The 23,343-nt window shown below is 71.1% G+C and carries 15 protein-coding genes; 2 read left to right on the forward strand and 13 right to left on the reverse strand.

Going from position 1 to position 23,343, the window contains the following annotated elements; translation table 11 throughout:
* The 13 genes from NJ4_RS14915 to NJ4_RS14975 form a co-directional block, all read right to left on the reverse strand.
* The coding region (locus tag NJ4_RS14915; protein ID WP_067436739.1) for an ATP-dependent helicase at positions 1–2,661 on the reverse strand (2,661 nt) is incomplete at its 3' end.
* Entirely contained in the window at positions 2,658–5,954 is a 3,297-nt protein-coding gene (locus tag NJ4_RS14920; RefSeq protein WP_067436777.1) for an ATP-dependent helicase, read from the reverse strand. The genes NJ4_RS14920 and NJ4_RS14915, both read right to left, overlap by 4 nt.
* A 55-nt stretch (positions 5,955–6,009) precedes the next feature.
* Entirely contained in the window at positions 6,010–7,110 is a 1,101-nt protein-coding gene (gene bar / locus NJ4_RS14925) for a barbiturase (RefSeq protein WP_067436742.1), read from the reverse strand.
* The gene (locus NJ4_RS14930) at positions 7,110–8,069 is read right to left on the reverse strand and encodes a carbamate kinase (protein WP_067436745.1); all 960 of its coding nucleotides are present in this window, start codon (positions 8,067–8,069) and stop codon (positions 7,110–7,112) included. The genes bar and NJ4_RS14930 overlap by 1 nt, the downstream gene beginning before the upstream one ends.
* On the reverse strand, positions 8,066–10,045 hold the full coding sequence (locus tag NJ4_RS14935; RefSeq protein ID WP_082748683.1) for a hydantoinase B/oxoprolinase family protein: 1,980 nt from the start codon (positions 10,043–10,045) through the stop codon (positions 8,066–8,068). Before NJ4_RS14935 ends, NJ4_RS14930 begins: the two co-directional genes overlap by 4 nt.
* Positions 10,045–12,171 (reverse strand): hydantoinase/oxoprolinase family protein, encoded by a 2,127-nt coding sequence (locus NJ4_RS14940; protein WP_067436748.1) that lies wholly within the window; start codon positions 12,169–12,171, stop codon positions 10,045–10,047. The genes NJ4_RS14935 and NJ4_RS14940 overlap by 1 nt, the downstream gene beginning before the upstream one ends.
* 100 nt (positions 12,172–12,271) lie before the next feature.
* Positions 12,272–13,666, reverse strand: a complete 1,395-nt coding sequence (locus NJ4_RS14945; RefSeq protein WP_067436751.1) for an amidase — start codon at positions 13,664–13,666, stop codon at positions 12,272–12,274.
* Entirely contained in the window at positions 13,663–14,307 is a 645-nt protein-coding gene (locus tag NJ4_RS14950) for an SRPBCC family protein (protein WP_067436755.1), read from the reverse strand. The genes NJ4_RS14945 and NJ4_RS14950 overlap by 4 nt, the downstream gene beginning before the upstream one ends.
* On the reverse strand, positions 14,304–16,703 hold the full coding sequence (cutA, locus tag NJ4_RS14955) for an aerobic carbon-monoxide dehydrogenase large subunit (RefSeq protein WP_067436758.1): 2,400 nt from the start codon (positions 16,701–16,703) through the stop codon (positions 14,304–14,306). Before cutA ends, NJ4_RS14950 begins: the two co-directional genes overlap by 4 nt.
* Positions 16,700–17,197 (reverse strand): (2Fe-2S)-binding protein, encoded by a 498-nt coding sequence (locus NJ4_RS14960; protein WP_067436761.1) that lies wholly within the window; start codon positions 17,195–17,197, stop codon positions 16,700–16,702. Before NJ4_RS14960 ends, cutA begins: the two co-directional genes overlap by 4 nt.
* On the reverse strand, positions 17,194–18,072 hold the full coding sequence (locus NJ4_RS14965; protein WP_067436764.1) for an FAD binding domain-containing protein: 879 nt from the start codon (positions 18,070–18,072) through the stop codon (positions 17,194–17,196). Before NJ4_RS14965 ends, NJ4_RS14960 begins: the two co-directional genes overlap by 4 nt.
* Entirely contained in the window at positions 18,069–19,523 is a 1,455-nt protein-coding gene (locus NJ4_RS14970) for a uracil-xanthine permease family protein (protein WP_217996887.1), read from the reverse strand. Before NJ4_RS14970 ends, NJ4_RS14965 begins: the two co-directional genes overlap by 4 nt.
* A gap of 146 nt (positions 19,524–19,669) precedes the next feature.
* Positions 19,670–20,983 (reverse strand): PucR family transcriptional regulator, encoded by a 1,314-nt coding sequence (locus NJ4_RS14975; protein WP_067436766.1) that lies wholly within the window; start codon positions 20,981–20,983, stop codon positions 19,670–19,672.
* Between the two features lie 84 nt (positions 20,984–21,067).
* Here NJ4_RS14975 and NJ4_RS14980 point away from each other — a divergent pair, with 84 nt between their 5' ends.
* Together NJ4_RS14980 and NJ4_RS14985 are read left to right on the forward strand one after the other, a co-directional pair.
* Entirely contained in the window at positions 21,068–21,874 is an 807-nt protein-coding gene (locus NJ4_RS14980) for a DUF2877 domain-containing protein (protein ID WP_067436770.1), read from the forward strand.
* Positions 21,871–23,334 (forward strand): FdrA family protein, encoded by a 1,464-nt coding sequence (locus NJ4_RS14985; protein ID WP_067436773.1) that lies wholly within the window; start codon positions 21,871–21,873, stop codon positions 23,332–23,334. The genes NJ4_RS14980 and NJ4_RS14985 overlap by 4 nt, the downstream gene beginning before the upstream one ends.
* The last annotated feature ends 9 nt before the right edge of the window (positions 23,335–23,343 follow it).

The raw sequence follows: 23,343 nt of genomic DNA on the forward strand, positions 1-23,343 counted from the left end.
CCCGTCGGCGTCGTCGCGCAGCCGCGCCACCGCGGTGGCCGACAGCGCGGCCGGCAACGGGACCTCGATCTCGTCGGCCCGGTCGCGCCGCGCCTCGGCGAGGAGGCGCTCGATCTCCTCGTCCCAGGTGGCGATGACGGCACCGCTGAGGGTGTCGATCTCGTCGTCGGCGTCGGGGTCGATGCCGCGGACGAACTCGGCCGCCTCGAGGCGACGCAGTGTCTCGGCGGTGTGCTCGGTGACCGGCCACGGCGTGGTGGTCGAGCCGATCCGCAGGGGGTTCTGGGTGTCCTTGTCGGGCTTGTCGAGCCACGCCTCGGCGTCCTCGCCCCACTCGCGGACCGCCTCGAGCACCACCCGTTGGTAGGGCGAGGGTCCGACCGGTGTCTTGCGTGACTCGTTCCAGAGATAGGACGAGACGGAGAGCAGGTGTCGGGCCCGGGTGAATGCGACGTAGCCGAGACGGAGCTCCTCCTGCTGCTCCTTGGCCTTGGCCGCCTGCACGAACGCGGTGAGCTCGGGCTTCTCGTAGCCGCCGAGCGCGGCCAGGTCGTGCCGATCACCGCGGAGCTCGTTGGGCAGCACCGCCGGACCGTAGACCCACTGGGTGCGGGACCTCGTGGTGGGGAACTTCTCCTCACAGACGCCGACCACGAAGACGGCGTCCCACTCGAGGCCCTTGGCGCGGTGCACGGTCAGCAGCTTGACCGAGTCGGCCTCGGACGGCGTGGCGACGTCGAGGCCGGTGCCCATCTCGTCCTCGGTGGCGAGGTAGGCCAGCAGTGCGGTCAGACTGACCGCGCCGTCGATGGCCTGGAACTCGGCGACCGCCTTGACGAACAGGTCGAGGTTGTCGCGACGCGCTGCGGCCGCGGGACTGACTGAGGACGCCAGCTCGATGTCGATGCCGGTGGTGTCGATGATGCGCCGGACCAGGTCGAGCAGCGGCTCCCCCGCGTGCCCGCGCAGGGAACGCAGCTCGGAACGCAACAGCGCGAATCGGTCGAGGGCCGCCGCGGAGTACGCCGCCTCGCCGGGGTCGTCGAGTGCGTCGCACAGTGACGTGATCTCGGTGGGGTCGGCGCCCTCGACGGCCCCGGTCAGCTGCTCCTCGAGCGACGACGTGGACGCCTGCCCCTGGTCGCCGGCCAGCTCGCGGGCCCGTTTGCCGAGCAGGGCCAGGTCGCGCGGACCGATCGACCAGCGCGGGCCGGTGAGCAGGGTGAGCAGGGCGGCGTTGGCGGTCAGGTCGTGCAGCAACGTCAGCGTGGCGACCACCTCGGCCACCTCGGGAAGGCGCAGCAGCCCCTGGAGGCCGACGATCTCGACCGGGATGTCGTGGGCCGACAGCACGTCGAACACGTCGGCGGCGTGCTTGTTGTCGCGGGTCAGCACACCGATCTCGTTCCATTTCGGCTCGGCCATCGCGTCGTGCACGGCCTTCACCTGACCGGCCAGCCAGGCCAGCTCGGCGGCGTACGTCTCGTGCACGGAGGTGCGCACCGCACCGGGGCCGGCGGAGTCGTCGGGCTCGAGCGCCTTGACCTGGGGGAACTCGTCGAGCAGCGGCCCGGCCAGCCTGTTGGCCACCTCGAGGATGCGCTGGTCGGAGCGACGGTTGACGGTCAGCGGGAAGGTGCGCACCTCATGGCCGTCGGCACGTGGGAAGTCGCGGCCGAAGCCGAGGATGTTGGACACCGAGGCCCCACGCCAGCCGTAGATCGCCTGGTTGGGGTCGCCCACCGCGGTCACCGGGTGGCCGCCGGTGAAGAGCTTCTTCAGCATCAGGGCCTGGGCCACGGAGGTGTCCTGGTACTCGTCGAGGAGCACGATGCGGAACTTGGCACGCTCGGCCTCCCCGACCTCGGGGTGCGCGTCGGCCAGCTGGGCGGCCAGGGCAATCTGGTCGCTGAAGTCCATCAGTCCCAGCTCGGCCTTGAGCCGGCGGTAGGTCTCGACGAGGCCGAGGATCTCCTCGCGCCGCTGCATCGCGTTGACCACCTTCTTGGGCTCGGTCTTGGCCTTCGCGTTGATCGCGGCGTCCTGGAACCGCGGCAGCTCCCGGGCCTGGAAGGCGCGTACGTCGGCCACCGTGACGAGGTGCTCGCTCATCGCGCCCTCGAGCCCGAGGATGTAGTTGACCACCGTCTCGGGGTGGTCGCTGAGCAGCTCGATGCCTCGGCCGTGACGACTGATCGCCCGCGCCGCCAGCTGGTAGCGCGAGGCGTCGGCCATCACCCGGGTGTCGGGCTCGTGCCCGATGCGCAGGCCGTGCTCGGTGAGCAGCGAGCTGGCGTAGGCGTTGTAGGTCGCCACGGTCGGCTCGAGGTTCTCGGGCTCGTCGGCGGCCGTGTCGGGCGCGGTCTCGACTCCGTGGCCGGCCCGGACCAGGGAGTCCCGGATGCGGGTGGCCAGCTCGCGGGCCGCCTTCGTGGTGAAGGTGAGGCCGAGGATCTCGTCGGGTCGGACCTGCCCGGTCGCGACGAGGTAGACCACCCGGGCCGCCATCAGGGCGGTCTTGCCAGACCCGGCACCGGCGATGACGACCGCGGGCTCGAGGTCGGCGGAGATCGCGGCCCACTGCTGGGGGCTGACCGTGAAGTCGGTGCCCATCACCCGGCGCAGGTCATCGGGGGAGGCGATGCTGACCGGCTTGTTCATGACAGCACCGTCCCGGCGCCCTGGATCGGACAGATCGCGACGAACGCACAGCGCTCGCACTGCTTGCCGGCGATCGCGGGGAACTCCTCGGCACGGATGCGAGCCACGGCCGACATCAGCTGAACCTCCACGGGGCGGTGCCCCTCGTCGTCCGCGGTCTGCGGCTCCTGCGGTTGAAGGCTGACCTTGCCGTTGGCGCCGTGGCGCAGCTGCACCAGCTCGGCACCGCCGGGGCGCGCGGGGGCGTCGCCGACCAGGTCGTCGACGGCGCCGTGCTCCACGGCGAGCTGGTAGAGCCCGAGCTGCGGGTGCACCCTGACCTCGTCGCCGGTCGGCTTGTACTTCCCGGTCTTGAGGTCGATCACCCAGACCTGGCCGTCGGCGTCGAGCTCGAGCCGGTCGGCGAAGCCGTGCAGGGTCACGTCGTTGCCGTCGGGCAGCGTGACCTTCGCGCGCAGCTCCTTCTCGGTGGCCAGCAGCGTGCGGCCCCGCTTCGGGTCGCCGTGCCAGACCAGGAAGCGCTGGAGGGCAAGGCGCATCTCTTCGCGCTCGCGGGTCGCCGACCACGGGGTGCGGAACGACAGTCGCTCCCAGACCGTGTCGACGTGGGCCATCAGCTCGTCGAGGTGCTCGGGGTCGGCGGAGAGCTCTCCCTTGGCGACGCGCTCGGCGAGGGCGTGCACGAGCAGGCCGAAGCCCTGGGCGGACGTCGCGGCGGACGAGCCGCCGGCCTCGCGCTCGAGGAACCACCGGGCCGGGCACTCCTCGATCGAGGTCAACGCCGAGGCGGACAGTGAGATCGGCTTCTCCTGGGGCCGGACGGGGACCTCGGAGAGGGTCGAGGAGCGGGTGCCCCACCAGTTGGCCGGGTCGGCGGCCGGCACCAACGCACGGTCACCGACCCGTTCGCGGGCGAGCAGCACGAGGCGTCGGGCAGCGGCGGCCCGGAGCTGCTCGTCGGACTCTGGGTCGACCAGGGTGCGGCGCAGCTCGGCGACGAGCCCGGCGAGCGAGAGCGGACGCTTCGGCCGGCCCTGGACGTGGGGCGGCGTGCGCGGACCGGCGGCGACCGGGCTGTCGTTGTCGAGGGGCGGCAGCAGCTCGGTGATGAAGCGGGAGGGCTGCTCGCCGTCGTCGTCGGGCGACCGGACCGCGGTGACCACGAGCCGCGACCGGGCGCGGGTGCAGGCGACGTAGAAGAGCCGGCGCTCCTCCATCAGCAGCTCCCGTGAGGAGACCGGCGGTTGCAGCCCGTCGGTGCCGATGCGGTCGGCCTGGAGCAGGGTGGCGCGGCGGCGCAGGTCGGGCCAGCCCTCCTCCTGGACGTGGGCCACCACGACGAGGTCCCACTCGAGGCCCTTGGAGCGGTGGGCGGTCAGCAGCCGAACCGCCTCGCCCCGGATGCCGCGGTCGGCCAGGGTGTCGCCGGGCAGGTCCTGGGCCTCGAGGGTGGCCAGGAACGCCGCAACACCGGTGTGGCCGCGCTGCTCCTCGGCGCGGGCCGCGGACTCGAACAGGGCGCAGATGGCGTCGAGGTCGCGGTGGGCGCGACGGGCCGAGGCTCCCCCACCGTCGACCTGGGCGCGCAGTCGTCGGGGCCAGTCGGTGGCCGACCAGAGGTTCCACAGCACCTCTTCGGCGGTGGCACCCGTTTCGAGGAGCGCTCGCGCGGAACGGAGCAGCCCGGCCAGGCCGGCAGCTCGCCGCTGCGCACTGCCCTCGAGCCCGTCGAGGGTCTCGGGGTGCACGACCGCCTCACGCAACAGGTCGGGCGACGAGCGTGGCGTGCCGCCGTCGCGTGCCACCACCTCCTTGTCGCGCACCCGCAGGGCACGCGCCAGGGCGCGCACGTCGGTGGCGTCGAGCCCGGCCAACGGGGAGACCAGCAGGTCGTGGGCGCGTTCGGGGTCGATGTGCCCGGCCGACTCGGAGTCGTCGTTGTCGAGGTTGACCACGGCCCTCAGCGCCGCGAGCAGGGGTGCAACGGCCGGCTCGCGGACCAGGGGCGTGTCGTCGCTGGAGACCTCGACCGGCACGCCGGCGGCACCGAGCGATCGACGCAGCGCCGGGATCGACGTACGGCCGGAACGGACCAGCACCGCCATCCGCGACCAGGCCACGCCGTCGGTCAGGTGGGCACGGCGCAGGATGTCGGCGAGGTGCTCGGTCTCGGCGCGGGCGGTGTCGAAGGTGAGCACGTCGACCCGGCCGTTGCCGAGGTCTCCGGCGTCGGAGACGGGCGCGAGGAACGACTCGCGTGCCTCCGCGGGGATGGTGCCGGCCAGCGAGAGCCGACGGGCGACCCGCTGGGAGGCGAGCAGGAGGTGTGGCCCGAACCGTCGGGTGGTGCGCAGCGCGACGACGTCGGCGGGTGCACCGCCGCGGTGCGGGAACTCGGTCGGGAACTCGAGGATGCCGCGCACCTCGGCGCCCCGGAAGCCGTAGATCGACTGGTGCGGGTCTCCGACCACGGTGAGGTTGCCGCCGTCGCCGATCAGGGCCCGGAGCAGGGCGACCTGGCCGGGATCGGTGTCCTGGTACTCGTCGACGAAGACGTGGGTGAAGCGGGCCCTCAGCTCGTCGCGGTGCCGCTCGGCCTCCTCGACGGCGCGCCGGATCAGGTCGGGGTAGTCGATGGCGCCCTGGAAGTCGAGAACCTCGAGGTACTGGTCGAGGAAGAGACCGGCAGCGACGAACTCCGGCAACCCCTCGGCCAGACCGAGCTGTCGCAGGTCGTCGCCGTCGAGACCCTTCTCGCGGGCCCGCGCCAGCACGGCGTGCACCTCGCGGGCGAACCCGCGGGTCGCAACCGCTCGGCGCAGGCCCTCGGGCCAGGCCACCGACTCCGGCGCGTCAGTGAGCAGCTCCTGGAGGACGACGTCCTGCTCCGGCGCAGAGAGCAGGCGCAGCGGCGCCTCGTAGAGCTCGGCGGGTGCGTATCTGCGGATCAGCCCGTAGGCGAACGAGTGGAACGTGGCCGACATCGTCGAGGACGTCGTGCGACCCAGCCGCGCGGTCACCCGGTCACGGAGCTGCTCGGCCGCCTTGCGCGAGAACGTCAGGGCCAGCACGGACTCCGGGCTCACCCCACGGCCCTCGATGCGCTCGACGATCGCCTCGACCAGCGTCGTGGTCTTGCCGGTGCCCGGCCCGGCCAGCACCAGCAGCGGACCGCCTGCGTGGTCGACGACGCGCTGCTGGAACTCGTCGAGCGTCGGCACCGCGCCACCGGCCCGCGGGGCGGCGAGATGATACGTCGGCGTGCGCGGTGTCGTCGGTGCGGTCGAGCTCATGACCACAGCCAATCACCCGGCACCGACACTCCGGCGGGCAGATCATCGAGCCGACTCAGCCCAGGTCGACGATCGCGGCGACGGGGCCGCCACCCTCCGGGCCCTGGTGTGCGGCCGACACCGACACGAACACCGCCGGGTCACCGGTCACCGCCGCAGTCACGCCTCCCACGGCGGCCTTGATCTGGCGGTGCCAGTGCACGTCGGAGTCGTCGAGCATCGCGTTGCGCCGTCCGCGGACCGTGCCGTCCTGCGAGGCCTCGCACTTGAGGAACAGGTTGACCAGACGCCCGCCGAGGTCGGTGTGGTGCGGCCGCTCCGGCAGCTCGAGACCGGCGTCCTTGATCGCCTCCCAGAGACCGTCCTGGTCGAGGGCGTCCTTCATCACCGAGTGCCCGATGCGGTAGCGACCGCCGACCCCGGGTGCGTTCCCGACCACGACCACCTGGGCCACGTCGAGCTCGACACCCGACGAGCAGGACGCCACCGCGGAGAACAGCGCGCGGTTGTGCATCACGTCGGCGTCGGTGGGCATCTCGATCTCGCCCAACGCGACGGCGACGCCCAACGCCGTACAGCCGTTGGAGAGGTCCATCGACTCGTGGGTGTGCTCGGTCCAGACCGTCTTGCCGCGCGACTTCGCGTCACGGATGGTGTGGATGGTCAGCAGCGGTGTCTTGGTCTGCACGTAGTGCACGTCGGCCGGGTCGGTGATGCCGGCCTTGTCCATCGCGACCTTCACGGCTGCGGCGACCTTGCTGACCATCGGCGTACGACCGATCTCCTCGGGCAGCAACGGCTCGCTCATCGCGAACCCGACGGTGAGACGCGGCTCCTCGGACTGCACGGCGTCCTCGTCGGGCACCGTCGCGAAGATCGTGGCGTGGGGACTGATCACGCCGTCGGTGCCGCCGGACCACACGATCGGGATCTGCCTGACCTGGTCGGCGGGAGCGCCCTTCTCGACGAGCACCTCGCGGAACGCCCGGTCGGAGATGATGCGGGTGTAGTCGTTGACTCCCCCGTTTCCCTCGGTCTTGCCGATGATCGCGATCACCCGGTCGGCGTGCATGACCCCGTCGTCGATCAGCCTGGCCAGCTCGCTGGCGTCGGCGACGGAGTGGATCGGGACCTTGCGTACTTCGATGGCTGGCATCAGGTGTGTCCTTTCGCGGGGTTGGGTACGACGACCGTTCCGGCGGTGCCGGCGACGGCGTCGAGGATGTGCTCGAGGCTGCTGATCACGGAGTAGCGGCCGCCGTTCTCGACGAACCGGCAGGCGGCGTCGACCTTGGGGCCCATCGAGCCGCTCGCGAAGTGGCCGTCGCCGGCCATCGCGCGCAGGTCGGAGACCGTGACCCGGCCGATCGGCTCGGCCTCCGGCGTGCCGAACCGGAGCACGGCGTGGGTCACATCGGTGGCGATGACCAGCACGTCGGCCTCGACCGTCGCAGCAAGCAGGGCAGCGCCGAGGTCCTTGTCGATCACGGCTTCCACTCCGATCAGCCCTGCGTCGGAGCGGATCACCGGGACACCCCCACCACCGTTGGCGATCACGAGGAATCCGGCGTCGACCAGGACGCGAACGGCAGCGGCGTCGAGGATCTCGCGTGGCTCGGGCGAGGCGACCACGCGACGCCAGCCCTTCTCCCCGCGGTCCTGCCAGGTCTCCCCGTGCTCGACCAGCACGGCGGCCGCGCCACGGTCGAGGAAGCGACCGATCGGCTTGCTGGGGTGGGTGAGTCCGGGATCGTCGGCGTCGACGCGGGTGCGGGTCACCACGGTCGCGCTGCGTCGGTCAGATCCGCGCGCGGTGAGCTCGTCGTCGAGCGCGTCCATCAGCACGAAGCCGAGCGTGGCCTGGGTCTGCGCGCCGCACCAGTCCAGCGGCACCGGGGGTACGACGGCCGCGGCGAGCTCGTTCTTGACCAGGAGGTTGCCGACCTGGGGGCCGTTTCCGTGGGTGATCACCACGTCGACCGGGTCAGTCACGCGGGTGACGAGATCGGCGACCGCGGCCATCGCCACCCGGGCCGCGGCGATCTGGTCACCCGGCCGGGCACTGCCGTCCTGGGCGGTCATCGCGTTGCCGCCCAACGCGAGCAGCACCCTCATCGCCGCGACCCGACGAAGTCGACGTCAGCAGACTTGGCGCCACCGGACAACCGCACATAGCCCGGGCCCCGGTCGAAGAACGCCTCGCTCGGGGTCGGACGTGCAGCGCGCTCGGCGGCCGTGGCTGCCGGGTCGTGGGCGAGGGTGTCGTCGTCGACACGGCCGGTGAGCACCACGCCGTAGTCGGCCAGTGCGGCCTCGGGCGAGACCTTCTCCCAGACCACGTCGCGCACGACCAATGCCGGGTCCCGCTCGAGTGGGTTGCCCCAACCACCGCCTCCCGTCGTACGGATCCGGATCACCTCACCGGCCTTCACCGGCTCGGCATCGGCCAGGGCGTCGACCACGCGCTCGGCGGGCCCGCCCGGGTCGATCACCACCTCGAACGGCTTGCCGGCCAGACCGCCCTTGACCCCCCAGCAGGCCAGGATCGAACGATCGGCGATCGACATGAAGTGGGCGTCCTTCAGCATCCGGACGTGCTTCTCGTAGCCGAGCCCGCCTCGGAACTGGCCGGCGCCGCCGGAGTCCATGGCGAGTCCCAATCGCTCGACCAGGAAGGGGAAACGGCTCTCGGTGAACTCCGACGGGAGGTTCCTCGAGTCGGGCACGACGTGGATGGTGTCCTCACCGTCGGCGTAGTAGCGCCCGCCGGAGCCACCGCCGAGCACCTCGCGCATGAGGTACGGCGCACCCTGCCGGTCCTCGCCGTACACCCCGGTGTAGCGGATCGTCTCCTGGTCGGCGGGCATCCGACCGTCGACTGCCTTGGCGAGCACGCCGGCCAGCACACCCAGCAGCCTGAGGATCACGAAGGTGCGGGCGTTCGTCGGAGCCGGGAAGACCGGGGTCAGCAACGTGCCCGGCGGCGGGAACCGCATCTCGATGAGGGGTACGACGCCCTCGTTGACGTCGAGCTCGGCCATCCGCTCGGGCGACTCGGCGAGGTTGCGCAGGATCGGGGCCAGCCACTTCTTGAGGAAGTTGCCGTCGCTGTAGTCGCCGCAGTGGTTGATCGGGCCCTTGGCCTGCGGCGAGGTCCCGTCGAAGTCGAGCACCAGGCGCTCGCCGTCCGGATCGTCAGGAGCGGTGCGGGTCAGGGTGATCCGCTGCGTGTGCAGTCGGGGTCCGTCGACGCCGTCGTGCTCGGCGTAGTCCTCCCACACCCACTGGCCGACCGGGATCTGCGAGAGGATCTCGCGCCGGTAGGTCTGCGTGGTCCGGTCGATGATCGCGTCGAAGGCCGACTCCACCGTCTCGACGCCATATCTCTCGAACAGCTCGCCCAGTCGCCTCGCGCCCATCAAGCAGGCCGAGCACTCGGCGTCGAGGTCGGCGGCAAGGCTGTCGGGCATGCGCGAGTTGCGGGTCATGATCGCCAGCGCCGACCTGTTGGGCACGCCGGCATCCCAGAGCTTGATCGGCGGCACCATCAGACCTTCTTCGTAGACCGAGGTGGCGCCGCTGGGCATGGATCCGGGCACGCAGCCACCGATGTCGTCGTGGTGCCCGAAGGCCTGGACGAAGGCGACGACCCGGCCGTCGTGGAAGACCGGCACGGTGACGCAGAGGTCGGGCAGGTGGCCGATGCCGCCCTCGGAGCGGTAGACGTCGTTGTGGAAGAACACGTCGCCCTCATGCATCTCCGCGATCGGGAAGTCGCGGGCGACGGGGTGCACCAGCGCGGAGTAGGAGCGGCCGGTCAGCTTGCGGAGGAGGCGGTCGTGGATGCCGGCGCGGAAGTCATGGGCGTCGCGGATCATCGGGCTGCGACTGGTGCGGCCGATCGCGGTCTCGACCTCCATCTCCACCGCGGCCAGGCTGCCCTGCACGATCTCGACGAGCACGGAGTCGGCGCTGCGCCCGGCGTCGTCGGTCAGGGTGCCGAACGGGAAGTCCGTCGGCGCCCGACGACTCCCTGCCTCGGTGGTTGAGGAAGGCGTGCCGGCGGCTGCCTCGAACCCACTCGTGCCCATCAGTCCTCCCTCGTCACGATGATGTTGAGGAACCGGTCGATGGCGGCCCGGAACCCCGGGTGCAACGGCACCGTCGAGCCGAACTCCTCGATGATCGCCGGACCGGTGAGCATGGCGCCCGGCGCCAGGTCCGGTCGCCAGAACACCGGTGTGTCGACGTATCCGTCGGACACCTCGAAGCAGACCGCCCGTCTGCTCGCTGGTTGAGGAGGTGGCCCGTCAGCCGTCGGATGCTCATGGATCTCGGGGCGCTGGATCGGACCGACCCCGGAGACCCGCAGGTTGACCCACTCGACCTGCTGCCTCGGGTCACTGGCGAAGTCATAGCCGTAGAGCGCCCGGTGCTCGGTGTGGAAGCGCGTCGCGACCTCGTCGACGAGTGCGGCGCCGATCGCGCCGTCGGGCAACGGCACCCGGACCTCGAAGGCCTGCCCGAAGTAGCGCAGGTCAGCGGTCCGCAGGAACTGGTGCTGCTCGGAGGCGAAGCCCTCCTGGGTCAACGCGCTGCGGGCTCTGTCGCAGAGCTCGTCGTACACCTTCTGCAGGTCGGCTGCCTCCAGGTCCTCGTGCAGGCGGATGTGGGTCTGGACGTAGTCGTTCTTCACGTCGACGGTCAGCAGGCCGAACGCCGACACGTTGCCCGGGTTCGGCGGCACCAGAACCGAGCGCAGGCCCAGGATGTCGGCCAGTCGGCACAGCAGCAGCGAGCCGGACCCTCCGAACGTGGTGAGCGTGAAGTCGCGTACGTCGAGTCCCCGCTTGACGGTCACCGCCCGCAGCGCGTTGGCCTGGTTCCACGCGGAGATCTCGAGCACGCCGGCCGCGCAGGCCTCCGGGGTGAGGTCGAGGTCTCCGGCCAGGGCGCGGATCCCGGTCGCAGCAGCATCGACGTCCAGTGGGATCTCGCCACCGAGCAGGTGTGGCGGCACCCGGCCCAGGAAGACGTGTGCGTCGGTGATCGTGACCGCGTCGCCGCCCTTGGCATAGCAGAGCGGACCCGGGTCGGCGCCGGCCGACTGCGGTCCGACCTTGAGCGCGCCCTCGGGTGAGAGCCAGGCGATCGAGCCGCCTCCGGCCCCTACCGTGACCACGTCGATCATCGGGATCTTCGATGGGAAGGCACCGACGCTGCCCTCGGTGGTGAGGGTCGGGTCGCCGTCGATCACGACGCTGACGTCGGTCGACGTACCACCGCCGTCGCTGGTCAACACCTTGTCGAAGCCGGCGACCTTCGCGATCAACGCGGCACCCAGGGCACCGGCGGCCGGTCCGGAGAGCACGGTGGTGATCGGCTGGTGCACGACCTCCTCGGCACTCAGGACGCCGCCGTTGGACTTCATCACGTAGAACGGCAACGCACGGGGAGCTCCGCCCCCGGTGGACCCCCCGGAGAACGACGCATACGAGTCGAGCCGGTGCTTGATGTTGGTGACGTAGCTGCCCAGACGGGGCTTCACGGCAGCGTCGACGAGCGTGGTCATCGCGCGTTCGTACTCGCGGTACTCGCGCAGCACCTGGCTGCTCAGCGAGACGACCGCGTCGGGATGCTCCTCACGGAGCACAGCGAGCATGGCCTCCTCGTGGGCGGAGTCGGCGTAGGAGTGCAGGAAGCAGACGGCCAGGGTGTTGATGTCGTGGTCACGGAACCATCGCGCGACGCGGCGGGCACCGTCGTGGTCGAACGGCCTCACCTCGGCGCCGGTGTGGTCGAGCCGGCCGCCGACTCCCTTGACCAGGTGCCTCGGCACGATGCGGTCGGGCTTGACCCAGAAGTAGGAGTTGCCGTAGCCGTCGGGCACCGACTGCCGGGCAATCTCCAGCATCGCCTCGTAGCCCTCGGTCGTGATGAATCCGAGTGCCTCGACCTTGCCCTCGAGCAGCTGGTTGGTGGCCACGGTCGTGCCGTGGCTGACCGCGGTCAGCGCCTCACCGCGACCCGGCGGCAGGCCCAGCAGCCCGAGCACCTTCTCGATGCCGGCCATGAACCCGTCGGCCGGGTTGCCCGGCGTGGACGGCGTCTTGGTGGTGACCAGCTCACCGGTCTCCTCGTCGAGCGCCACCACGTCGGTGAAGGTGCCGCCGGTGTCGATGCCGACCCGGATCCGGCGCGCGCTCTGATCGGCCATGACCCCGATTCAACCTGTGCCGCACCCACCCGGGCGACGGCACAATCCGCCAACGGGGGCCCGGTTCGTTGGCACTTCGTGCCACTCCGGCGTACGCCGTTCAGCGCACGGACCGGACCGACTCGAACGCGGCCGCGAGCTCGAGGAGCCGGCGGTCGGCCCCGTGCGGCGCCACGATCTGGAGGCCGACAGGCAGCCCGTCGGCGGTGAGACCCGCAGGAACCGAGATTGCCGGGCAACCGGTGACGGTGATGAAGTACGCCGAGCGCATCCAGTCGAGGTAGCTCTCCATCGGCCTGCCGTTGATCTGCGTGGGGAACTCCTGGTCCGCGGGGAACGGCGGCACCTGCGAGACCGGCAGCACCAGCAGGTCGTACTGCTCGAAGAAGAGCCGCATGCGCTCGGCCAGGGCAGTGCGCTGTGCGTAGGCACGGGCCACGTCGGCACCGGTCAACGACTCCCCCGCCCGGATGTTCTCGGCCAGGGACTGCTTGAAAGCGGCGGGGTGCTGGGCCAGCAGCGCCCCGAACTTCGCCTGGAAGTGCCAGGCCCGCAACGTGCGGAAGGTGTCGTCGGCCTCTGTCAGTGAGGGGTACGCCGGTTCGACGCGCGCCCCCGCCGCCGCGAACGTGGTCGCCACGGACTCCACGACCGAGGCGACCTGGGTGTCGACATCGAACGCGCCGCCCAGGTCGACGGACAACGCGACATGGAGGCCGTCCAACGACCCCGAGAGGGGTGGCGCGAACGTGACGCCCGCATCACCCAGCGCGAGCGGAGCCCGCGAGTCGGGACCGGCCAGCACCGAGAGGAGCAGCGCCAGGTCGCCGACGTTGCGGGCCAACGGACCGCCGACCGACGTCGACTCCCACTGGTTCGCGCTGGGCCACTCCGGCACCCGACCGAGGGAGGGGCGGAGGCCGACGACGCCGCAGAACGACGCAGGGTTGCGCAGCGAACCGCCCATGTCGGACCCGTCGGCCAGCGGCACCATGCCGGCGGCCAGCGCACAGGCGGCTCCTCCGCTCGATCCGCCCGCAGACCGGGACGGGTCGTGCGGGTTCAGCGTGGTGCCGAAGATCGTGTTGAACGTGTGCGAGCCGGCCGCGAACTCCGGCACGTTGGTCTTGCCGATCAGCACCGCACCCGCGCCGCGGATGCGCTCGACGATCAGCTCGTCACGGTCAGGAACATGATCGGCGAACAGCGGCGAGCCGTACGTCGTACGCCATCCGGCGACAGCATGCGTGTCCTTCACCGCGAACGGGAGCCCGTGCAACGGACCTGGTTCGGCACCCGCGGCGAGAGCGTCGTCGGCGGCCGCGGCGCCGGCCCGTGCCCGCTCCTCGTCGAGCGACACGATCGCGTTGAGCTCCGGGTTGCGCGCACGAATGCGGTCGAGGTGGAGGTCGAGCAGCTCGCGGGCCGAGATCTCGCGCGACCGAAGGGCGCCGACCTGCTCGCGTGCAGTCGAGTCGACGGTCAGGGAGGTCACGTCCGGCGTCCGAACCTCGAACCGAGGACCACGCCGAGCGCGACCAGGCCGGCGCCGACCACGATGCCCTTCACGAAGTCGCCCTTGCCGGCGGAAGCTCGCGCCGGTGCGGTGAACACCGTCGACTCGGAGGTCGCGCTCCCGGCCGTGCTCCCGCCAACCGTCGACACGTTGGTCGCAGAAGCCCCCACGCCGGGAACCCCGTGGGCGATGACGCGCTCGATGTTGCTGAAGAACTCGGTCGCCATCCGCCGGCTGACCGAGGTCAGCATGCGCTGGCCGACTCCGCCGATCATGCCTCCGACCACGGCCTCGGCGTCGTAGAGCAACGTGGTGGTGCCGTCGTCGTTGCACTCGAACCGGACGTCGACCGTGGCCCCGATCGTGCCCGGGGAACCGGCCCCCTGAACTGCCAGCACCAGCGACTCGTGCTCGACCAGGTCGCTCAACGTGCAGGTGCCGGTGTAGGTGCCGCGGATCGCGGCGACGCCGGCGGTGACCGTCATGTCGTAGGCGTGCTCGCCGGTCTCCTCGAGTCGCTCGCAGCCGGGGATCGTGGCGACCAGGACGTGCGGGTCCAGGACCGCACTCCAGACCTTCTCGATCGGTGCGACCAGGGTGGCCTCGCCGGCGATCTTCATGACGGGTCCTTTCGGTGCTGTGCGCGCAGCTCGAAGAGCTGGGACGGGGAGATCGGCATCGCGGTGATCGCCAGTCCTGACGGGGTCAGCCGCTCGGCGTCCTCGACCGCCGAGGCGAAGAGCGCGGCCGACGGGATCACGCCCGCCTCTCCGGCTCCCTTGATGCCGAGCTTGTTGAGCGGGCTCGGGGTCTCGAGGTGGTCGATCTCGATCCCGTCGGGCACCTCGGTCACGTAGGGCATCAGGAAGTCCATGAACGAGGCGTTGAGCAGCTGCCCGAACTCGTCGTACTCCATCCGCTCATAGAGCGCGCCGCCCACGCCTTGTGCCACGCCGCCGTGGATCTGGCCCTGCACGATCATCGGGTTGATCAGGTTGCCGCAGTCGTGCACGACGGCGTAACGGACGATCTCGATCTCGGCGGTGTCCGGATCGATGTCGACGACCACGGCGTGCATCCCGGCGGCGAACGTCGAGCGCTCCGGGGAGTAGAACTCGCGTGCCTCGAGCCCGGGCTCCTCCCCGTCGGCCACCGGCGGCTTGCCCGGGTCGCCGACGCTGAACTGGGTGGCCGCGCCCGACGCCTCGTCGAAGGCGTACCGCAAGGGGTTGGAGAGCACGGCGACCGTGCCGAGCGCGATCGAGCTGTCGGGCGCACCCTTCACCCGCACCGAGCCCTCCACGATCTCGAGGTCGTCGACCGAGGCCTCGAGCGCCTCCGCGGCGATCCGCAGCGCCTTCTCCTTCGTCTTTCGTGCCGCGAGCTGGACCGCCGACCCGCTCATCACCGCTGCCCGCGACGCGAACGTGCCCACGGCGTACGGCATCCGGCGGGTGTCACCGGTGACCACCTCGACGCTCTCGAAGGGCACGCCGAGCTCATCGGCGACGATCTGCGCGAAGGCGGTCTGGTGCCCCTGCCCCTGGGTCGTCAGACCGATGGCGACCTTGACCTTGCCACTGGTCTCGACGTGCACGTGCGCGCCTTCGTAGGGGCCCACGCCGGTGCCCTCGACGTAGCAGGCCAGACCGATGCCGAGCCGTCGTCCGCGGGCGGCTGCCTCGGCACGCTCCGCTTCGAAGCCGTCCCACCCGATCAGTGCCGTGATCTTGTCGAGCAGCTGCGGGTAGTCGCCCGAGTCGTAGATCAGCGGCCGACCGTCCTGGAAGGTCAGGTGATGGTCGTAGGGGAACTCGTCGGGCTGGATGAAGTTGGCCGCCCGCACCTCGGCGCGGTCCTTGCCGAGGTACGCCGCGATCGCGTCCATCGTCCGCTCCATCGCGTAGACCCCCTGGGGGCGACCGGCACCGCGGTACGGCGTCACGATCACGGTGTTCGTGTAGAGACTCTCGAAGGTGACCCGGTAGTTGTGCGGCTTGTAGGGGCCGAGCAGCTGGGTCGAGGTGATGATCGGGACGATCAGGCCGTACGGCGTGTACGCGCCGTTGTCGTGCCAGAACTCCACGTCGAGGCCGAGCAGTCTGCCGTCGTCGTCGAAGCCGACCTCGACGTGCTGCACCTGGGCGCGTTCGTGGGCTGCGGAGATGAAGTGCTCACGACGGTCCTCGATGAACTTCACCGGCTCCCCCAGAACCCGGGCGGCCAGCGGCACCAGGAGCTCCTCGGGCCACGGGTGCACGATCTTGACCCCGAACCCGCCGCCGACGTCGGGAGTGATCACGTCGACCTGGCCGAGGTCGAGCCCGAGCTTGGCGGCAACGGCGGCGCGGACGCCGGTCGAGGTCTGGGTCGAGGTCCACACCTGCATCCGGGCAGAGTCGGTGTCCCACCTGGCCAGGACTCCGCGCCCCTCCATGGGCGTCGAGGCGCTGCGCTCGATGTCGAGGTCGAGGCTGAGCCGGTGCGGGGCCGCGGCAATCGCTGACGGCGCGTCGCCGACGTGCTGCTGTAGCCGCGCCGCGACGTTGCCGGGCACGTCGTCATGAACGAGTCGCTCGGCCGCCCGTGCTGCCGCCAAGCCGACCACGGGTGGCAGGAACTCGTAGGTGACCACGATCTTGTCGACCGCGTCCTCGGCGAGGTAGCGGTCGTCGGCGACCACGAACGCGATCGCCTCACCGACGTGGTTCACCTCGTCCTTGGCCAGGGCGTACTGAGTGCGGCCGTGGGTGAGCGCCGGGTGCGGGATCAGCAGCGGCAGCGGCTCGGCCATCGGGCCCTGCAGGTCGTCGTAGGTGAACACGGCGTGCACGCCGTCGACGTCGAGGACCGCGGAGACGTCGATGTCGACGATGCGGGCGTGCGCGTGCGGACTGCGCAGCACCGCCGCCTGCAACGCACCGGCACCGAGGTCGTCGACGTACCGTCCGGTGCCGCGCAGGAACCGGTCGTCCTCGACGCGGGCGACGGACTCACCGAACATCCGGGTGGTCACACGGACTCCCCCGTTCCGGCGATCAGCTCGGCGGCCCGCTCGACCGCGGAGACGATGTTCTGGTAGCCGGTGCAGCGGCACAGGTTGCCGGCGATCATCTCGCGTGCCTCGTCGTGCGTGGGGCACGGGTTGTCGCGCAGCCCGGCGGTGATCGTGGTCAGGAAGCCGGGCGTGCAGAAGCCGCACTGGAGCCCGTGACAGTCCTTGAACGCCTGCTGCACGGGGCCGAGCGACCCGTCGGCGTCGGTCAGTCCTTCGACGGTGGTCACCGCGGAGCCGCTGGCCGTGACCGCGAACAGCAGGCACGAGCGCACCGGAGCGCCGTCGAGCAGCACCGTGCAGGAACCGCACACCCCGTGCTCGCACCCGACATGGGTGCCGGTCAGTCCGAGGTCGTGGCGCAGGGCGTCGCTGAGCAACCGGCGCGCCGGCACCGCGACGTCGTGCGGCACCCCGTTCACGACGAGGTGCACCTCGTGGAGCTCCTCGGTCATGGCTGCTCCCGACGGCGGCCCGCGTCGTCGTACGCCGCCCGCAGGGTGCGCGCGGTGAGGGCGCGAACCAGCTGGGCCCGGTAGGCGGCGGTGCCGTGGATGTCGCCCTGCGGGTCGAGCGCGGCCAGAGCGAGTTCTCCCGCGGCCGCGAGTGCCTCGTCGGAGAGGGACTCCGACGAGGACAGGGCGGGCGTCAGGTCGATGACGGTGGGCACGTCGCTCACCGACAGGTAGCCGGCTCGTGCCTCGGCGATCCGCGGACCCTCGAGGCGCACCAGCCCGGCGACCCCGCACAATGCGTAGTCGCCATGGCGCCGGGCGACCTCGCGGAACGCGACGCCGGTGTGCGCGGCGAGGGCGGGGAAGAACGCCTCCACGGCGATCTCGTCGTGCGCCAGTGACGACTCGAGCGGGCCGAGGAACAGGTCGGCAGCGGCGACGGTACGACGACCGCGCGGCCCCACGACATCGACCGAGCCACCGAGCAGGCAGAGCACGACCGGCATCTCGGCGGCCGCATCGGCGTGCACGAGCGAGCCCACGGTGGTTCCCCGGTTGCGGATCGTGGCGTGGGCGACGTTGGCCAGGGCGAGCGCGAGAAGCGGCTGGATCCGACGTGCCTCGTCGTCGGCCAGCACGGCTGCGTGCCTGGCCAGGGCGCCGACCCGCACGCCGGACGCGTCGCTGGTGACGTGGTCGAGATCGGGCAGCCGGTTGATGTCCACCAGCATCGCTGGTGCGGCGAGACGCATGGACAGCAGCGGCACCAGGCTCTGCCCGCCGGCGAGCACCTTCGCGTCAGCGTTCCCGGCGAGGGCCTCGACGGCGCTCGCCAGATCCGTGGGTCGGGCGTACGCGAACGGTGCGGGCTTCACGGTGCCGTGGTCACCTCGTCGGCCCTGAGCTCTTCCTTGCGGCCCTTCAGCAGGTGGAAGTAGACGATGACCATGATCGTGCCCAGGGCGATGCCGCCGAGCTCGAAGTCGTCGGTGATCTTCAGGGTCACCCCGCCGATGCCCGCGATGAGGCCCCCGGCCAGGCCCACCATGTTGACCGGGTTCCCGAAGTCGACCCGGTTCTCGACCCAGATCTTGGCGCCCACGAGTCCGATCATGCCGTAGAGCACCACCGTGATCCCGCCGAGCACGCCGCCGGGAATGGCGTTGACCACGGCACCGAACTTCGGACAGAGGCCGAGCAGGATGGCCACGATCGCGGCAACGTAGTAGGCGGCCGTCGAGTAGATCCGGGTCGCGCTCATGACTCCGATGTTCTCGGCGTACGTCGTGGTGGGCGATCCGCCGAACGCGCTGGCGAACGCGGTGGCGAGGCCGTCGGCACCGATGGCACGGCCCATGTAGGGATCGAGGTTGTCGCCGGTCATCTCGGCCACCGCCTTGACGTGGCCGGTGTTCTCCGCGATCAGGGCGATCACGCCGGGCAGGACCAGGAGGATGAAGGTCAGGGAGAAGCTCGGCCCGTGCACGACGTCGACACCGTCGCCGAGCACGCCGCTGGGGAAGCCGATCCAGTCGGCCTGGCCCACCTGTCCCCATGCGGAGACCCGGTCGTGGTCGAACGCCACGGCGACGCAGCTCGGGTCACCCCCGGGTGGGCACGGCACCATCGTGGTCTTGCCGTCGACGACGTCGGCCATCATCAGGTTCTGGCCCGGAAGCACACTGTTGATCGTGCCGAACGAGACGTCGGCGAGCCAGGAGACGACGTAGCCGAAGACGAGCGCCAGGAACACCGCGATGCGTGACCAGAAGCCGGGGAGCAGCACCGCGAACACGACCAGGGCGGAGGCCGTGAGCAGGGCGATCCACTGGTCCTGGGGCCAGTAGGTGCCGGCCACGACCGGCGCCAGGTTGAAGCCGATCAGCATCACCACGGCGCCGGTGACGGCCGGCGGGAGGATCGCGTGGATCAGTCGGGAGCCGGCGAAGTGGACGGCGACACCGACCGCGGCGAGCACGAGGCCGGCGATCATGATCGAGCCCGTGACGTCGGCCGAGTCACCGCCCTGCATCCGGATCGCGGCGACAGATGCCACGAAGGAGGCGCTGGTGCCGAGATAGCTGGGCACCTTGTTGGCCACGATCAGCAGGAACATGATCGTGCAGATGCCCGAGAACATGATCGCCAGGTTGGCGTCCAGGCCCATGATCAGCGGGAAGACGAAGGTGGCGCCGAACATCGCGACGACGTGCTGCGCACCGAGTCCGATGGTGCGGGGCCAGCTCAGCCGCTCCGAGGGTCCGACCGCCGCTCCCGGCGGTGGCGTCTTGCCGTCGAAGACGACGTCCCACTTGAACATGGACATGCGAACCCTCCTCGTCGCGTGACCTGACCGCTTCTGGTCGGCCGGCCACTTCTGGTCGACGCTAGTGATGCGCCTCACGTGCGAGCATTGGCGACACCTGCCGAACAACACCCCTGCCCGCTGTCACAGATTGGCTCATGGGTCCGTCACTCGGCGATCTCGAGGACCCGGAGCGCCACGGCGACATCGAGGCGCAGGTGTGGGTCGGAGGCCACCGGCCCGAGCAGCCGTTCCAGCTTTCCGACCCGGTAGCGCATCGTGTTGTAGTGGAAGAACTGCAGACGCGCGGCCTCGGCCACGTTGAAGTTGGTGTCGAGCAGCATCTGCAGAGTCTCGCGCAGGTCGACCACCTCCGGAGCCGAACCGGCAAGTTCACCGAGGACGTCGTGAGCGAACGCGCGCAGCTCGTCGTGGTCGGGCACCAAGGCGATCAGCCGGTGCACGCCGAGCTGGTCGAAGTACGTCGTCGACCCACCGCCGTGCACCCGGCGCCCGACCTCGACCGCCCGACGGGCCTGGGCGTACGCCTCCGGGAGGCTCTCGATGTCGCCGGCGACCCGACTGACCCCGACGGAGAAGGGCCGTCGCCCCCCGCCCTTGTCGCCCGCCACCTCGGAGACCAGCTGCCGCACCCTGGCTGCACCCCCGTCGGCGGCGCCCTGCGGAACCGGCACCAGCGTGACCACCTCCGAGGAGAAGTCGACGCTGGGCACTCCCGGGTCGAAGGCGTGGCTGACCTGACTCCAGGCGGCGGAGAAGCGCTCCTGCCAGCGTCGGCGGATCCGGTTCGAGGTCGGCGGCTCGTCGGCGGGCGCAGGGTCGATCTCGGCGGCGACCACCACCATCGGCCGGGCCAGGTTCCACCCGAACGCCTCGACGTGCTCGACGACGTACTCCTCGGCGCCCGCCCGGCGCAGCAGCACGTCGCGCAGGAAGTCGCCCTGGTACTTGTTCTCGACCGCGGAGACCGCCTCCTCCCGGGTGATCAGCAGCGCAGCGACGGCGGCGGCCCGCTCCATCGCGTGGACGTCCCCGGAGCTGATCTCCGAGGTCTCACGGAAGCAGACCAAGCGGGCCAGGTCCGCACCACCGGCGACGATGCGCAGCATCCTGACCTGCCCGGCTCCGACGGAGACCCCCTCGGCGTCCGCCCGTTCGACGCGGAACCGACCGGTCGGGTCGAACAGCTCGGCGTCGTCCATGAGTCCGCGCAGCGAGTCCGGGACCTCGGCCGCCCGCTCCCGCCCGTCCGTGGAGGTGATGAGGACGCCGACGTCGAGCACGCGGGCCACCTCGGCTGCAATCTGGCTCAGGTTGCCGCCCTCGAGCACGATCTGGGTCAGGGCGGTGTGCAGCGCGTCGACCCGGGCCAGGGCCCGGATCGCGTCCTGCGTGTCGGGCTGACCTCCGGTCTCGCTCCCCGTCTGGTTGCTGGCCTGACGACGGTCCTCGTTCGGCACTATCAACTCTTGCACCTCGATCCGGCGGCCCCTTGGCACAACCTCACATCGGCAAACGGTACTGCGCCCCACTAGCGTCGTGGTGTGATCGCGACAACCATCGCCGCTGCGGCACCGACCCGGGTCCGGGAGCGGTTGTCCGCGGCGAGGGGCCCGGTCGGGTTCCTCCATCGCGGTCCGCTCGCGCTCTATCTCGAGGTCGACGGCTGGTGCGTCGGTGTGGTCGGCACGTCCGCGGCCGCCGTGCCCTGCGCGCTGCGGTTGGCCACCCCCGACGTCGGCCCGCTGGTCTCGGCGCGCACCGCCCGGGTCGCCGACGGCACGCTGTTCCTCGACGACACGGGGCTGCGGGTCGGGAGACTCGTGGACGTCTCGGCACCGCGTCTCGAGCCCAGCAACCTGATCACCCTCGATGTCACCCGGGCTCGCGCCCTGGTCGTCGACGAGCTGCCCGCCCCCGCGCTTCACGACCTGCGCCGCGGCGATCCGGCGGCGGTCGTCCGTCTCCTCGGACGAGGCAGCGGTCTCACTCCGTCGGGTGACGACGTGCTCTGCGGCTGGCTGGCCGTGCACCACGCGGCCGGGGTCGACGTACCCGGTTTCGCTCGAGCACTCTCCGACGCCCGGCACCGCACCACGACGCTCTCCGCGACGCTGCTCGACTGCGCTCGGCACGGCGAGGTGCTCCCCGAGTTCGCCCGTCTGCTGCAGGTCCTCTCCGGTCCGGCTGACGACCACGACCGACGTGACCGGGCGGTCGCCGACCTGGTCGCCATCGGCCACAGCTCGGGGAGTGCCCTCCTGCTCGGTGCCGGTCTCGCCCTCGCGTCGCTGTCGTCAACGGGTCGGCTGCCGACCGCCCCCGCCATCCCACGGAGTCGCTGCGCATGAGCCACACTCATGTCGAGCTCAGACGCGGAGCGTACGCCGACTCGGTGACGCTGCTGCAGGTCAGCCGCACCGTCGCGGCCGGAGCAGGCGTCGAGGCCGCCCAGGTGGCGATGGCGACCGACCTCAACCTCGAGGTGCTCAGAGGCATGGGCTTCGCGCCGCCTGCCGACGTCACCGCCAACGACCTGGTCGTGGCCCTCCGGCTCGACGATGCCTCGACGCTGGAGGCCTCCCTCGCCACGGTGGACGCGGCCCTGGCAGCGTCGAGCCAGGTGGCCGGTGGCACGACCGAGCAGGAACCACCGCGCACGACGGGGTCGGCGTTGCACCGCGACCGGGAAGACGGGCACACGCTCGTTCTGGTGTCCGTCCCGGGCCCGAGCGCGTTCGTCGAGGCGATGGACGCGCTCGACGCCGGCCACGACGTGATGATCTTCAGCGACAACGTGCCGATCGAGCAGGAGGTGGCGCTCAAGCGAACCGCCTCCGAGCGGGGCCTTCTGGTGATGGGCCCCGACTGCGGCACCGCGGTCGTCGGTGGCCTCGGGCTCGGGTTCGCCAACGCAGTCGTACCGGGTCCGATCGGCATCGTGGCCGCCTCGGGAACCGGATGCCAGCAGCTGATGTCACTGCTCGACCATGCAGACCTGGGGGTTGGATCGGCCCTCGGCGTCGGCGGACGCGACCTGTCCGCCGACGTCGGAGGGCTCTCCACGAGGGAGTCCCTGCGTCGTCTCGACGACGACCCCGCGGTCGAGCTGATCGTCGTGGTCTCCAAACCCCCGGCGAACGAGGTGGCTACCGCCGTCCGTGCGTACGCCGCCACGCTGCGCACCCCGGTCGAGTTCGCCCTGCTCGGCCCCGGACAACCCGATCTGACTGCTGCGGTGGAGTCCGTGCTGGCCCGGCTCGGGCGAGACGCGCCGGAGTGGCCGGTCTGGGGCACGATCGTCGGCTCGAACAGGGGCCGGCTCCTGCGTGGGCTGTTCGTGGGTGGCACCCTCTGCGACGAGGCGATGCTGGTGGCGACGCAGTCGGTCGGCCCGATCCGGAGCAACATCCCGCTCTCCCCCGACCTGGCCCTCGGCCCGGACCTCGACGCGGACACCCACCTGATGATCGACTTCGGTGACGACGCACTCACCTCCGGTCGGGCGCACCCGATGATCGACCCGACGTTGAGGCTCGATCACCTCGCCCGTGTCGCCGCCGACCCGCGCACCGGCGTGCTGCTCCTCGACGTGGTGCTCGGCCACGGTGCCGAGGACGACCCTGCGGCGGCACTCGCCCCCGCCATCGCCCGAGCAGCGTGCCCGGTCGTGGTGGCACTGGTCGGCACGTCGTCCGACCCCCAGGGTCTGGCCCGGCAGGCCGAGGCCCTGGCCGCCGCCGGCGCCGAGGTCCACCTGTCCAACGCGGCGGCCTGTCGCCGCGCCCTCGACCTGATCGGCGCCGCGTGATGACCACCC

This window comes from Nocardioides jensenii JCM 1364 = NBRC 14755 (genome assembly GCF_001552535.1).
Lineage (GTDB): Bacteria > Actinomycetota > Actinomycetes > Propionibacteriales > Nocardioidaceae > Nocardioides > Nocardioides jensenii.

What these genes read in the sequence shown, in the direction of transcription:
- NJ4_RS14920 (WP_067436777.1), bottom strand. Translation starts at nt 5,954, where the DNA reads ATGAGCTCGACCGCACCGACGACACCGCGCACGCCGACGTATCATCTC.
- bar (WP_067436742.1), bottom strand. Translation starts at nt 7,110, where the DNA reads ATGCCAGCCATCGAAGTACGCAAGGTCCCGATCCACTCCGTCGCCGAC.
- NJ4_RS14930 (WP_067436745.1), bottom strand. Translation starts at nt 8,069, where the DNA reads ATGAGGGTGCTGCTCGCGTTGGGCGGCAACGCGATGACCGCCCAGGAC.
- NJ4_RS14935 (WP_082748683.1), bottom strand. Translation starts at nt 10,045, where the DNA reads ATGGGCACGAGTGGGTTCGAGGCAGCCGCCGGCACGCCTTCCTCAACC.
- NJ4_RS14940 (WP_067436748.1), bottom strand. Translation starts at nt 12,171, where the DNA reads ATGGCCGATCAGAGCGCGCGCCGGATCCGGGTCGGCATCGACACCGGC.
- NJ4_RS14950 (WP_067436755.1), bottom strand. Translation starts at nt 14,307, where the DNA reads ATGAAGATCGCCGGCGAGGCCACCCTGGTCGCACCGATCGAGAAGGTC.
- NJ4_RS14960 (WP_067436761.1), bottom strand. Translation starts at nt 17,197, where the DNA reads ATGACCGAGGAGCTCCACGAGGTGCACCTCGTCGTGAACGGGGTGCCG.
- NJ4_RS14970 (WP_217996887.1), bottom strand. Translation starts at nt 19,523, where the DNA reads ATGTCCATGTTCAAGTGGGACGTCGTCTTCGACGGCAAGACGCCACCG.
- NJ4_RS14985 (WP_067436773.1), top strand. Translation starts at nt 21,871, where the DNA reads ATGAGCCACACTCATGTCGAGCTCAGACGCGGAGCGTACGCCGACTCG.